We start from the raw sequence: 13,039 nt of genomic DNA on the forward strand, positions 1-13,039 counted from the left end.
GGTCATCCGCCCGCGAACGGCGGGAGGACGTCAAGGGTCGCCCCGCCCACGAGGGCGGCGTCCCCGGTGCGGTGGTGGACCCCGTCCACGAGCACGCTGCTCGCGGCGATCACTCGGGCGAGCGCGGGGCCACGGCGAGCGCCCGCCCCCGCGAGGGCGTCGGCGACCGTGGCGCCGGGCGGGAGCGTCACTCGCTCCTCCTCCAGGCCGGCGGCCGCGGCGGCGCCCGCGAAGTAGCGGATGGTCACGACGACGTCGTCTTGCACGGTCATCCCCCGATCGCGCTCATGGGGCGGTTCGGCTGGACGAACCCGGGCAGGGTGATGCGGTGCCGGGGCAGCTTCTCCCACATCGCACGGCGCCAGGTTTCGGCGATCTCACCGTCGGTCGCGCCCGATCGGAGCCGACCGATGAGGTCGGTCTCGCCCTGGGCGAACAGGCAGTCGCGAAGTCGACCATCCGCGGTGAGGCGGACCCGGTCGCAGTCGCCGCAGAACGGGCGCGTGACCGAGGCGACGATGCCGACCGTCCCACGCAGCCCGGCGGCACCGGTCCCACCGTCCCCGACGACCCAGGTCTGCGCGGGTGCCGCGCCGCGGCTCGTCGGGGCCGGATCGGTCAGCGTGAACACGGCGCGCAGCGACGCGAGGATCTCGTCCGCCGTGACCATGTCGGCGAGGTGCCAGGCGTCGGCGGGGCCGAGCGGCATCTGCTCGATGAAGCGCAGCTCGTAGGCGTGCTCGAGCGCCCAGGTCAGCAGCGCAACGGCCTCGTGGTCGTTGACGCCACGCATCAGCACGGTGTTGATCTTCACCGGCCGCAGGCCTGCGGCGTCCGCGGCCGCCAGCCCTGCGAGCACCGCGTCCAGGCGATCCCGGCGGGTCAGGGTCGCGTAGCGGGCGCGGTCGAGGGTGTCGAGCGACACGTTGACCCGCGTCAGACCGGCCTGCGCGAGGCCTGCTGCCCGGCGGCGCAGGCCCAGTCCGTTGGTGGTCAGCGAGGTCTCCGGTCGGCCGCCGTCGGCCAGACGCAGGTTGGCCGTCGCGGCCACGATGCGCTCCAGGCCCTTGCGCAGCAGGGGCTCGCCACCGGTGAACCGGACCTCGCGGATGCCGAGGTCGCGCACCGCGATCGTCACGAGCCGGATGATCTCGTCGTCGGTGAGCACGTTCTTCGGTGCGAGCCCCCGCTGGCCCTCGGCGGGCATGCAGTACGTGCAGCGCAGGTTGCAGCGATCGGTCAGGGAGACACGCAGGTCCGTGGCGACCCGGCCGTGCTGGTCGATCAGCCCGGGGACGTCGGGGCGGACGTCGGGAACCGGGGCGTCGTCGTCGGCCCCGTTGCCTCGGGGGGTGGCGCTGCGCCAGGTCGGGGGCGCGAGGAGGACTTTGGTCACGCCGACAGGATAGGCGTCGGCTGCCGGCCCCAGATCCTGTCGAAAGGTCCCCCGGGTGAGGTTGGCCTTCATTAGTAGGACCATTGACCCAGGGGTGGACGTGACGGCGAGCCAGCATTGAAGGAGTTCTCGATCACTTGCTGGGCCCCGGAAGGACGCACGATGACCGCTCCAATGATGGAAGCACCTACAGCCCCAGGCGTGCCGCGGAGGTCGTTCCTCAAGTGGTCGGGGGTCGCCGGGGGAGCGGCCGCGCTGGTGACCTCCGGCGCTCACCTCGGGGTCCTGCCCGGGGTCGGCGCGCAGAACGCCGTCACGACGTCCGGCGGGCTCGACGTCGATCGGACCACCTGGTCGGCCTGCATCATCAACTGCGGCTCGCGGTGCCCGCTGCGGCTGCAGGTCAAGGACGGCACGATCGTGCGCGTGCTGCCCGACAGCACCGGCGACAACGAGCTCGGGTCGCAGCAGATCCGGGCGTGCGTGCGCGGGCGGTCGATGCGCCAGCGGATCTACAACCCCGACCGGCTCAAGGCCCCGCTCAAGCGGGTCGGCAAGCGCGGTTCCGGTGAGTTCGAAGAGATCACCTGGGACGAGGCGTTCACGCTCTTTGCCGACAAGCTGAAGTACACGATCAAGACGTACGGCAACGAGGCGATCTACAAGCAGTACGGCTCGGGGACCTGGAACGGGCTGCTCTCGACCAGTGGCGGCTGGAAACGACTTCTCAACCTCATGGGCGGCTTCCTCGGCTACTACGGCAACTACAGCTACGCCCAGATCGGCACGTGCACCCGCTTCCACTACGGGAACCCGGACGAGCAGATGGGCAACAGCTTCGAGGACAGCGCGGAGAACTCGAAGCTGATCGTGCTGTGGGGGAACAACCCGCAGGAGACGCGCATGAGCGGCGGCGGGGTGCTGTTCACCTCGATGTGGGCCAAGAAGAAGGCCGGCGTCAAGATCATCGTGATCGACCCGCGCCAGTCCGACTCGGTGGTGACCCTCGCGGACGAGTGGCTCGCGCCGCGGCCCGGCACCGACGCCGCGCTCGTGGCCGCGATGGTGCACGTGATGGTGTCCGAGGACCTGCACGACCAGGCGTTTTTGGACACGTACTGCCAGGGCTTCGACGAGGCGCACATGCCCGCGGGGGTACCTGCGGGCAACTCCTACCGGAGCTACGTCATGGGCGAGGGGGCCGACGGCGTCGAGAAGACCCCTGCGTGGGCCGCCTCGATCACCGGGGTCCCCGCCGACGCGATCGTGCGGGTGGCACGTCAGATCGCGCTGGCAGGACCGGTCAACATCGCGCAAGGCTGGGGCCCGCAGCGGCACGCCAACGGGGAGAACCAGGCACGGGCGATCTACACGCTCGCCGCGGTCACGGGAAACGTCGGCATCCCCGGAGGTGGCACCGGCGGACGCGAGGGCTACTACTGGCCTGTGTCCGAGTGGTTCCCCGATGGCAAGAATCCGGTCAAGGCTCAGATCTCGGTGTTCGGCTGGACCGACGCGATCGAGCGGGGTGCCGAGCTGACCAAGCTGCGCGACGGGGTACGTGGCAAGGACAAGCTCGACGTCGGCATCAAGTTCATGCTCGCCTACGCCGGCAACATGCTCTCCAGCCAGCACGCCGACATCAACCGCACCCGCGAGATCCTCAAGGACGAGTCGCTGTGCGAGTTCATCGTCGTGGTCGACAACCAGATGACCGCCTCGGCGAAGATGGCCGACCTCATCCTGCCGGACACGACGACGGCCGAGCGCTGGGACATGGCGCCGAGCGAGTACACCGGTGACACCGCGTACGTGATCATGTGCGAGAAGGCGATCGAGCCGCTGTTCAACTCGATGCCCTCGTACGACATCTGCACCGGCATCGCCAAGAAGCTCGGCATCGAGGCGGAGTTCACGGAGGGACGCACCGAGGAGGAGTGGGTGCGCTGGCTGCATGACCAGACACGTGCCGAGCACCCCGACTTCCCCGAGTTCGACCAGCTCCGCGAGCAGGGGGTCTATCGGTACAAGGATCCCCAGGGCCCGACCATCCCCCTGAAGGAGTTCCGGGCGGACCCCGTGGCGAACCCGCTCGAGACGCCGTCGGGCAAGATCGAGATCTTCTCCTCCGAGCTCTGGGAGATGACCCAGACCTGGGAGTTCGACAACCCGGGCCCCGGCGACAAGCTCACGGCCCTGCCCGAGCACGTCGACACGTGGGAAGGTGCGGTCGAGGCGCGGACCAACAAGAAGTACCCGTTGCAGTGCATCGGGCACCACTACAAGGCGCGGACGCACTCGACGTACGGGAACGTCGCGTGGCTCAAGGAGGCGCACCCGCAGAAGGTGTGGATCAACACGCTGGACGCGGCGGCGCGCGGGATCGTCAACGACGACGTGGTCGAGGTGTTCAACGACCGCGGCCGGATCCGGATCCCTGCCAAGGTGACCGCCCGCATCCTTCCCGGGGTGATGTCGGTGCCGCAGGGCGCCTGGTTCAACCCCGACGCCCAGGGCGTCGATGTCGGCGGCGCCGTCAACACCCTGACGAACATCCACCCCACCCCGCTGAGCAAGGGCAACGGTCAGCACACCACGCTCGTTCAGGTTGAGAAGGTTTGACGGACATGGCTTCCAAGCTCGGTTTTCATTTTGATCAGACGTTGTGCAACGGGTGCAAGGCGTGCTCGGTGGCGTGCAAGGACAAGAACGATCTGCCGGTGGGGGTGTCGTGGCGTCGGGTGGCGGAGTACTCGGGGGGGACGTGGCAGCGTGATGGGGACACGTTCGTGCCGAATGTGTTCTCGTACTACACGTCGATCGCGTGCAACCACTGCGAGGACCCGATCTGTGTGCGGGTGTGTCCGACCACGGCGATGACGCAGGGTCCGGACGGGATCGTGACGGTCAACGATGACAAGTGCGTGGGGTGCCGGTATTGCGAGTGGGCGTGCCCGTACTCGGCGCCGCAGTTCAACCCGGCCACGGGGCACATGACCAAGTGCGACATGTGTGCGGACTACCGGGCGCAGGGTGAGGATCCGGCGTGCGTGGCGGCGTGCCCGTCGCGGGCGTTGGGGTGGGGTCCGATCGAGGACCTGCGTGCGGAGCACGGCACGTTGGCGGGGGTGGAGCCGTTGCCTGATCCGGCGATCACGCGGCCGCGTCTGGTGATCACCCCGCATCGTGATGCGCAACCCACCGGTACTGGTACCGGGTCGCTGGCCAACCCTGAGGAGCTCTGAGCCATGAACACCCATGAGCTGCCGATGATCATCTTTACCGTGCTCGGCCAGATGAGTGTGGGCGCGTTCGTCGTGCTGGGGGTCGTGCAGGTCTTCGCGGCGCGGCGTTTTGGTGCGGCGGCGGTCGACAAGGTCACCGACCCGGCGTTGTATGCGATCGGGCCGGCGCTGGTGCTGGGTCTGGGCGCGTCGATGCTGCACATGAACGATGTGATGAACACGTTGAACGTGTTCCGTCACCTGGGCTCGTCGTGGTTGAGCCGGGAGATCGTGTTCGGGGTCGTGTTCGCGGGGCTGGGGTTCGTGTTCGCCGCGGCGCAGTACCGCAAGTGGGGGTCGGTCCGGTTGCGGCAGGGCCTGGCTGCGCTGACCGCGGTGGTGGGCCTGGGTCTGGTGACGTCGATGTCGATGATCTACTACACGCTCGTGACGGTCCCGGCGTGGCACACGTGGGCGACGCCGGCGCAGTTCTTCACCACGACGTTCTTGTTGGGCACTCTCGCGGTGGGTGCGGCGTTGACCGGGGCGGTGATGTGGGCTCGGCACCGGGCCGCGACCGCGCCGGTCACCACGGATCGTCCCGAGCCGGTGGTGGTCGCGGACGTGGCCGCCACGAGCGAGCTGCTCTCGGCGTGCTTGAAGGGGGTGGGCGTCTCGGCGGTCGCGCTGCTCGGGGTGGAGTTCTTGATCATCCCGTTGTCGATCTCGTCGATGTCGGCCGCGGGTGGGGTCGCGGCGCAGTCCGCGGCGGTGTTCACCGGTGGGTGGTTCATCGCCCGGCTCGTGCTGGTCTTCGCGGGTGCGGGTCTGGTCGCGGTGAACTTGTTCCGGTATGCCACGACCCGGGCCAACCCCCGGACCCTGGCCGTGCTGGCCGGGAGCGCGTTCGTGCTCGTCCTGGCCGGCGAGCTCATCGGCCGTTCCCTGTTCTACGACTCCATGCTCCGCATCGGCATGTAACAAGAGCACCAACAACAGGCGGACCTCTGAGGTCTTTAGTAGGACCAAAGGCCCGCAGACGGGCGCGGCAGCCGACGAGCATGGGGGAAGTTCATGATCAGCTGCTGTGCCCGAGAGGACGACGATGACCGCTCCAACGATGGATGCCCCCACCACGGGCGGGATGCCCCGCCGTTCCTTCCTCAAGTGGTCGGGCGTTGCCGGGGGAGCAGCCGCGTTGGTCACCTCGGGTGCGCACCTCGGGGTCCTGCCCGGCGTCGGGCCTGAGAACGCCGTCACGGCGTCCGGCGGGTTGGACGTCGACCGCACGGTGTGGTCGTCGTGCAACGTCAACTGTGGTTCGCGGTGCCCCCTGCGGATGCAGGTCAAGGACGGGCGGATCGTGCGCGTCCTGCCGGACAACACCGGCGGTGACGAGATCGGGACGCAGCAGATCCGTGCGTGCGTGCGCGGCCGGTCGATCCGCCAGCGGATCTACAACCCCGACCGGCTGAAGTCCCCGATGAAGCGGGTCGGCAAGCGCGGGTCGGGCGAGTTCAAGGAGATCACCTGGGAGCAGGCGTTCGACGAGATCGCCGCCACGGTCACCCGCCTCATCACGGACTACGGCAACGAGTCCATCTACCTCAACTACGGCACGGGCACGCTCGGCGGGACCGTCACGCGGAGCTGGCCGCCGAGCGACACCCCCGTCGCCCGCCTGATGAACTGCGTCGGTGGGTACCTCAACCACTACGGCGACTACAGCTCGGCGCAGATCGCCGGGGCCGCGACCTACCAGTACGGCGGGTGGATCGGCTCGAACAGCCTCGACGACGCCAAGAACGCCCAGCTCCAGATCCTGTTCGGGAACAACCCGCTCGAGACCCGCATGAGCGGCGGTGGCGAGACGTTCGTGACGCAGCAGACGAAGAAGCTGCACAACGTGCGCACCCTCGTCGTGGATCCCCGCTACTCCGAGACCGCGCTCGGGATCGCCGACGAGTGGGTTCCCCTGCGGCCCGGCACGGATGCCGCCCTGGTCGCCGGCATCGCGTACGTCATGGTCGCCGAGAACCTCCACGACCAGGCATTCCTGGATACGTACTGCGTCGGCTTCGACGAGGCACACATGCCTGCCGGCGTGCCCGCGGGCAGCTCCTACACGAGCTATCTGCTCGGAGACGGGCCCGACGGCGTCGCGAAGACAGCCGAGTGGGCGGCCGGCATCACCGGCGTCCCCGCCGCGTCGATCACCCGCCTGGCGCGCGAGATCGGCTCGGCGCACCCCGTCCACATCACCCAGGGCTGGGGTCCGCAGCGGCACGCCAACGGCGAGAACCAGGCCCGCGCGATCTTCACCCTCGCGGCCCTCACCGGCAGCATCGGCGTGACCGGCGGCGGGACCGGCGAGCGCGAGAGCTCGTACGGGCTCGCGATGGCCAACCCGTTCGTCACCGTGAACCCGGTCGAGACCGCGATCTCGGTGTTCTCCTGGACCGACGCGATCGAGCGTGGTGAGGAGATGACCGCGCTGGCCGACGGCGTGCGCGGCAAGGACAAGCTCGACGTCCCGATCAAGATGGTCTGGCAGTACGCGGGCAACGCGCTGACCAACCAGCACGGTGACATCAACCGCACGGCCAAGCTTCTGGCGGACGACTCGCTCTGCGAGATGATCGTCGTGATCGACAACCAGATGACCGTCTCCGCGCGGTATGCCGACATCCTGCTGCCGGACGTGTCCAACGCCGAGCAGCTCGACATCATCCAGCAGGGCAGCGCGGGCAGCATGGGGTACACCATCGTGGCCGACAAGGTCATCGAGCCGCTGTACGACTGCAAGACCATCTACGAGATGTGCACCGAGCTCGCGCGCCGGCTCGGCGTCGAGAAGCAGTTCACCGAGGGCAAGAGCCAGGAGGACTGGGTCCGCCAGACCGTGGAGGAGTCCCAGGCCGACGTTCCCGGGCTCCCGGGGTTCAAGGCGCTGCGCGAGATGGGCGTCTGGAAGCAGGCGAACCCGGCCGGCAGCGGCAACATCGCGCTGGTGGACTTCCGGGCGGACCCCGTGGCGAACCCGCTCGAGACGCCGTCGGGCAAGATCGAGATCTTCTCCGAACGGCTGTGGCAGATCGCCCAGACGTGGACGCTGCCCGAGGGCGACAAGATCACCGCGCTGCCGGAGTACATCGCGACGTGGGAGGGCGCCGAGGCGGCGCGCACCGACAAGAAGTACCCGCTGCAGTGCATCGGGCACCACTACAAGCAGCGCACGCACTCGACGTACGGGAACGTGGCCTGGATGCAGGAGGCGCACCCGCAACGGGTGTGGATCAACACCCTGGATGCGGCAGCGCGCGGGATCACCAACGACGACCTCGTCCAGGTGTTCAACGACCGCGGCCGCATCGAGCTCCCCGCACGTGTCACCACCCGCATCGCGCCCGGAGTGATGTCCGTGCCGCAGGGGGCCTGGTACTCGCCGAACGCCCAGGGCGTCGACGTCGGCGGCTCGATGAACACCCTGACCAGCTGGCACCCCTCGCCCATCAGCAAGGGCAACGCTCAGCACACCACGCTCGTTCAGGTTGAGAAGGTTTGACGGACATGGCTTCCAAGCTCGGTTTTCATTTTGATCAGACGTTGTGCAACGGGTGCAAGGCGTGCTCGGTGGCGTGCAAGGACAAGAACGATCTGCCGGTGGGGGTGTCGTGGCGTCGGGTGGCGGAGTACTCGGGGGGGACGTGGCAGCGTGATGGGGACACGTTCGTGCCGAATGTGTTCTCGTACTACACGTCGATCGCGTGCAACCACTGCGAGGACCCGATCTGTGTGCGGGTGTGTCCGACCACGGCGATGACGCAGGGTCCGGACGGGATCGTGACGGTCAACGATGACAAGTGCGTGGGGTGCCGGTATTGCGAGTGGGCGTGCCCGTACTCGGCGCCGCAGTTCAACCCGGCCACGGGGCACATGACCAAGTGCGACATGTGTGCGGACTACCGGGCGCAGGGTGAGGATCCGGCGTGCGTGGCGGCGTGCCCGTCGCGGGCGTTGGGGTGGGGTCCGATCGAGGACCTGCGTGCGGAGCACGGCACGTTGGCGGGGGTGGAGCCGTTGCCTGATCCGGCGATCACGCGGCCGCGTCTGGTGATCACCCCGCATCGTGATGCGCAACCCACCGGTACTGGTACCGGGTCGCTGGCCAACCCTGAGGAGCTCTGAGCCATGAACACCCATGAGCTGCCGATGATCATCTTTACCGTGCTCGGCCAGATGAGTGTGGGCGCGTTCGTCGTGCTGGGGGTCGTGCAGGTCTTCGCGGCGCGGCGTTTTGGTGCGGCGGCGGTCGACAAGGTCACCGATCCGGCGTTGTATGCGATCGGGCCGGCGCTGGTGCTGGGTCTGGGCGCGTCGATGCTGCACATGAACGATGTGATGAACACGTTGAACGTGTTCCGTCACCTGGGCTCGTCGTGGTTGAGCCGGGAGATCGTGTTCGGGGTCGTGTTCGCGGGGCTGGGGTTCGTGTTCGCTGCGGCGCAGTACCGCAAGTGGGGGTCGGTCCGGTTGCGGCAGGGCCTGGCTGCGCTGACCGCGGTGGTGGGCCTGGGTCTGGTGACGTCGATGTCGATGATCTACTACACGCTCGTGACGGTCCCGGCGTGGCACACGTGGGCGACGCCGGCGCAGTTCTTCACCACGACGTTCTTGTTGGGCACTCTCGCGGTGGGTGCGGCGTTGACCGGGGCGGTGATGTGGGCTCGGCACCGCGCCGCGACCGCGCCGGTCACCACGGATCGTCCCGAGCCGGTGGTGGTCGCGGACGTGGCCGCCACGAGCGAGCTGCTCTCGGCGTGCTTGAAGGGGGTGGGCGTCTCGGCGGTCGCGCTGCTCGGGGTGGAGTTCTTGATCATCCCGTTGTCGATCTCGTCGATGTCGGCTGCGGGTGGGGTCGCGGCGCAGTCCGCGGCGGTGTTCACCGGTGGGTGGTTCATCGCCCGGCTCGTGCTGGTCTTCGCGGGTGCGGGTCTGGTCGCGGTGAACTTGTTCCGGTATGCCACGACCCGGGCCAACCCGCGGACCCTGGCCGTGCTGGCCGGGAGCGCGTTCGTGCTCGTCCTGGCCGGCGAGCTCATCGGCCGTTCCCTGTTCTACGACTCCATGCTCCGCATCGGCATGTAACCCAAGCACCAGCGACCAACCCCCGCTGAACTAGGAGGTTTGCCTCGAACTAGGACACCGTGGTGTCCGAGTTCGAGGCAAACCTCCGAGTTCGCGGGAGCGGGTTAGGGGGTGGGGAGGGGGTCCGGGGTCCAGGTGGAGATCAGGTGGTTCACCTTGCCGATGTTGTCGGCCACGCCCGTGGTCTGGGCGGCGGGGGTGGGGGCTGCGGCACCGGCGGCCAGGCCGATGAGGAACGCCGTCATCGGCGCCCCGGGGCGTGAGGGGCCGTGCGCGACGGACTTGATCAGAGCGAGCATCGCGACCGTGTTCGCGTCCAGGACGGATCGGTCGACACCGAGCTCGACGCAGACCTCGCCGAGCCAGCGGTCCATGACCGCCATCTTGTCGGACTCGTCGGCGCTCATCGGGATTCCCCCACGACGTCGTTCATCCACTGCCAGGCCGCCACGACGGCAGGGAAGCCTCGGGTGGTCAGGCCGAGCAGGATCACCTGCTCGATCTCGGCCACGGTCGCACCGGCGTCGAGCGCCTTGCGCACGTTCGACCGGACGGGCCCCTCCGCCTGGGCGCCGACCGCGACGCCCAGCTTGACCAGGCGCATGGTCTTCGCGTCGAGCGGTCCGGCCGCATCGACCGCGACGGCCAGCGCGTCCTGCTGTGCGGCGACCTCGCGGAATCGGTCACGGAAACTCACGTAGATGTCGGGCAGATGCTCATGCATGGAAGGCTCCTTTGTCCGTCGGCATCGTGACACATCTCCGGTGTCGCCCGCCGAGGCCCGACCGGGGCCCGGTCCCGCCGAGCACTCGCCGGGATCAGGGACCATGGACTGCAGTGCTGTCGGCGGATTGCCCGCCAGGAGAGAGGACCACGCATGACGAACACGACCGATTCCTCGACGCCGGAGCGAGCTGTGCGGCCGGCCGATGCCGCGCTGGCAGCATTGCTCGGGGACCGCAGTGGCCTGGCCCCCACCCTCGACCGGTTCGCCGGCGCCTTCACCGCGCTGTCGGGACTGCTGGTCACGTCCTCGAGCGGGGCGGTTCTGGACCGGGTGCGGGCACCCGAGCTGCTCGCCGAGTGGCCGCTGCCCGACGACCCCGACTGCCGCCGCGGGGTGGAGCTCCTGGGCGAGTCCGCCGCGGCGGGTGAGGACGAGGCCCTGGTCCGCCGCGACTACAACCGGCTCTTCTACGGGCCCGGCCCGATGCTCGCCCCGCCCTACGAGTCCGTGCACCGCTCCGACGAGGGTCTGGTGTTCGACCAGGAGACCATGCAGGTGCGGGCCGCCTACGCCCAGTTCCAGCTCGCCGCGCCGCGGCTGAACAAGGAGCCGGACGACCACCTCGGGCTCGAGCTCGGCTTCCTCGGTGAGCTCTGCGTGCGGGCCATGGATGCGGTCGATGCGAACGACGATCCCGGGCTGACCCGCCTGCTCGTCGGGGTCCAGGACTTCCTCGACGCACACCTGCTGGTCTGGGGGCCACAGTGCCTGATCCAGGCCGCCGACGGCGCCCAGACGTTCTTCTACCGGGGGCTGGCGGCCCTCGGGATCGGCACGCTGCGCCAGGCCCAGATCACGTTCCTGTCCTGATCATGACCGCTGCCCGATCATGATCACGACGTCGTCCCTGGGTGGGCTGCAGCGCTGGCTGTCGCACCAGGCCGGGGACGTCCTGGTGGAGCTGGTGTGCGCCGAGCACCCCGACCCGTCCGCCGGGGCGCCGGAGCGGACGGTCGTGCGCCTACCCGGGTGTGCGAGCGAGGTGGCGCCCCACGAGCTCCTCGAGCTGCTCCTGCTCGGCGCGGCGCGCGTGGTCGTGCGCGTGGACGGCTGCGCACGGTCCGACGACGTCCGTGCGCACCTCGCCCCGACCCTCGCCCTGCTCGCGGCGGGCCTGGTCGACCGCCTGACGGTGGACGCCGGTCCGGAGCCCGAGCAGGCCGTGCCCACCGACCTCCCGCGTCGGGGGCGCAGGTCCCGTCGGGAGCGCCGTCGCCCCGTCCTCGACGCCGCCGCCATGCCGGTGTCGCGCCGCGGGCTCCTCGGACTGGAGCGTGCGACCGTGCACGAGCTGCCGGCCTTGTCGGACGACCCGCATGACCGCCTGGTCGCCGTCGTGCGTGCGCTCGTGGCGCCGACGGCGGCGCTGGCCGATGTGCCCGCGCCGGCGCTCCGGCTGGCCGCGAGCGGGTGCACGGCGTGCGGGGTGTGCGTGCAGGCGTGCCCGGCGGGTGCGCTCGTTCTGCGCCACGGACCGGGCGGCGAGCAGGTGTCGATCAGCACGCTGCTGCACGACCCGGCCGCGTGCAACGGCTGCACGCGCTGCATCGACCTGTGCCCCGAGCACGTGCTCGTGAGTGCCGGCCGCTGGGCGTGGGACCGCCTGCTCGTCGACGCCGAGATCCCCGTCGTGACCGTCACGACGGCGCTGTGCGCGCGCTGCTCGACGAGCTTTCCGGTCTCCTCGGGCGAGCGGCTCTGCCCGGTCTGCACCTTTCGGCGCCACCACCCGTTCGGGTCGACCCTCCCGCCCGGCGTCGGCCCGGCCGATGTGCTCGGCTAAGGATCCGCGCGGTCCGGTGCCGAGCTAGTCGGTCGGGTGCAGGAGCCTCGCGCGGGCCTCGCCGAGGAGCGCGCGCTGGTAGTCCCGGCCGGTCTCGATCGAGACGAACGCGAGCAGGAGCCGGCCGAGCACCCGCCAGATGTCGGACCGGGCACCGACCACGAGCCGTTCGGCGAGCTCGGGCAGGACCGGGACGAGGTGCTCGTCGACGAGAGCGTGCTGGTGGGCGCGCAGGTCCTTGCCGCGGGCGAGGTCGGCGTCGGCCCAGGCTGCCGCCTCGGCGGAGCACGACCGCGCCACGGCGCGCAGGTTCGCGAGGGTGGCCGCGTACGGCGCCACGAGGGCGGCGTGGTCGGCCTCGAAGGCGGCGTGATCGGAGTCGAGGGTGCGCCGGCTCGCCGCGCGGGCGTACACGTCCAGGCTCATCAAGGCAGCGGTGAACATCTCGGTGTCGGCTCCGACCCAGCTCACCCCGGCCCGCCAGATCTCGGTGAGCTCGCCGGACCGCAGGCGCACCACCGTGTCCACCTCGGGCGCCGTCAGGACGTCCGCGAAGGCGTCCCACGCCGCGGCGCGCTGCCTGGCGACCTGCGCGACGTGCGCGGTGAAGCCCGCGAGGCCGTCGTCGGTCCGTGCGGAGGGCGAGCTTCCGGGCGACGAGGACTGCGAGGGGGCGTCGAGCATGGTCCGAGCGTACGGGC

At 69.6% G+C, this 13,039-nt stretch carries 13 protein-coding genes; 8 read left to right on the forward strand and 5 right to left on the reverse strand.

Annotated features, from left to right (window positions below):
- Positions 1 to 2: 2 nt before the first annotated feature.
- Both VTA80_RS19055 and moaA read right to left on the reverse strand, forming a co-directional pair.
- Positions 3 to 272, reverse strand: coding sequence for a MoaD/ThiS family protein (locus tag VTA80_RS19055; protein WP_407342648.1), 270 nt, complete (start codon positions 270 to 272; stop codon positions 3 to 5).
- Complete coding sequence (gene moaA, locus VTA80_RS19060; protein WP_407342649.1) at positions 269 to 1,396, reverse strand: GTP 3',8-cyclase MoaA; 1,128 nt, start codon at positions 1,394 to 1,396, stop codon at positions 269 to 271. The genes VTA80_RS19055 and moaA overlap by 4 nt, the downstream gene beginning before the upstream one ends.
- A gap of 162 nt (positions 1,397 to 1,558) precedes the next feature.
- On the opposite strand from moaA, the gene VTA80_RS19065 reads away from it, so the two are divergent.
- The 6 genes from VTA80_RS19065 to VTA80_RS19090 all read left to right on the forward strand — a co-directional run bounded on the left by VTA80_RS19065 (position 1,559) and on the right by VTA80_RS19090 (position 9,768).
- The gene (locus VTA80_RS19065) at positions 1,559 to 4,018 is read left to right on the forward strand and encodes a DMSO/selenate family reductase complex A subunit (RefSeq protein WP_407342650.1); all 2,460 of its coding nucleotides are present in this window, start codon (positions 1,559 to 1,561) and stop codon (positions 4,016 to 4,018) included.
- Between the two features lie 5 nt (positions 4,019 to 4,023).
- Complete coding sequence (locus VTA80_RS19070) at positions 4,024 to 4,641, forward strand: DMSO/selenate family reductase complex B subunit (RefSeq protein WP_407342651.1); 618 nt, start codon at positions 4,024 to 4,026, stop codon at positions 4,639 to 4,641.
- A 3-nt stretch (positions 4,642 to 4,644) separates the two neighbouring features.
- Positions 4,645 to 5,601, forward strand: coding sequence for a dimethyl sulfoxide reductase anchor subunit family protein (locus VTA80_RS19075; RefSeq protein ID WP_407342652.1), 957 nt, complete (start codon positions 4,645 to 4,647; stop codon positions 5,599 to 5,601).
- A gap of 124 nt (positions 5,602 to 5,725) precedes the next feature.
- Positions 5,726 to 8,185 carry a DMSO/selenate family reductase complex A subunit gene (locus VTA80_RS19080; protein ID WP_407342653.1) on the forward strand — a complete coding sequence of 820 codons (2,460 nt, stop codon included), beginning with the start codon at positions 5,726 to 5,728 and terminating at the stop codon, positions 8,183 to 8,185.
- Between the two features lie 5 nt (positions 8,186 to 8,190).
- A complete protein-coding gene (locus VTA80_RS19085) occupies positions 8,191 to 8,808 on the forward strand; it encodes a DMSO/selenate family reductase complex B subunit (RefSeq protein ID WP_407342651.1) in 618 nt (205 codons plus the stop codon).
- A gap of 3 nt (positions 8,809 to 8,811) precedes the next feature.
- Entirely contained in the window at positions 8,812 to 9,768 is a 957-nt protein-coding gene (locus VTA80_RS19090) for a dimethyl sulfoxide reductase anchor subunit family protein (RefSeq protein ID WP_407342652.1), read from the forward strand.
- Between the two features lie 104 nt (positions 9,769 to 9,872).
- On the opposite strand, the gene VTA80_RS19095 is transcribed toward VTA80_RS19090, so the two are convergent.
- Complete coding sequence (locus VTA80_RS19095) at positions 9,873 to 10,175, reverse strand: DUF6457 domain-containing protein (RefSeq protein WP_407342654.1); 303 nt, start codon at positions 10,173 to 10,175, stop codon at positions 9,873 to 9,875.
- Positions 10,172 to 10,492: a carboxymuconolactone decarboxylase family protein gene (locus VTA80_RS19100; RefSeq protein ID WP_407342655.1), complete on the reverse strand. Its 321-nt coding sequence runs from the start codon at positions 10,490 to 10,492 to the stop codon at positions 10,172 to 10,174. Before VTA80_RS19100 ends, VTA80_RS19095 begins: the two co-directional genes overlap by 4 nt.
- Before the next feature lie 153 nt (positions 10,493 to 10,645).
- Here VTA80_RS19100 and VTA80_RS19105 point away from each other — a divergent pair, with 153 nt between their 5' ends.
- A complete protein-coding gene (locus VTA80_RS19105; RefSeq protein WP_407342656.1) occupies positions 10,646 to 11,365 on the forward strand; it encodes a molecular chaperone in 720 nt (239 codons plus the stop codon).
- 19 nt (positions 11,366 to 11,384) lie between these two features.
- Positions 11,385 to 12,338 carry an NADH-quinone oxidoreductase subunit I gene (locus tag VTA80_RS19110; RefSeq protein ID WP_407342657.1) on the forward strand — a complete coding sequence of 318 codons (954 nt, stop codon included), beginning with the start codon at positions 11,385 to 11,387 and terminating at the stop codon, positions 12,336 to 12,338.
- A gap of 24 nt (positions 12,339 to 12,362) precedes the next feature.
- On the opposite strand, the gene VTA80_RS19115 is transcribed toward VTA80_RS19110, so the two are convergent.
- Entirely contained in the window at positions 12,363 to 13,022 is a 660-nt protein-coding gene (locus VTA80_RS19115; RefSeq protein WP_407342658.1) for a hypothetical protein, read from the reverse strand.
- Between the last annotated feature and the right edge of the window lie 17 nt (positions 13,023 to 13,039).

Source organism: Pengzhenrongella phosphoraccumulans (assembly GCF_045689905.1).
GTDB classification, from domain to species: Bacteria; Actinomycetota; Actinomycetes; order Actinomycetales; family Cellulomonadaceae; genus Pengzhenrongella; species Pengzhenrongella phosphoraccumulans.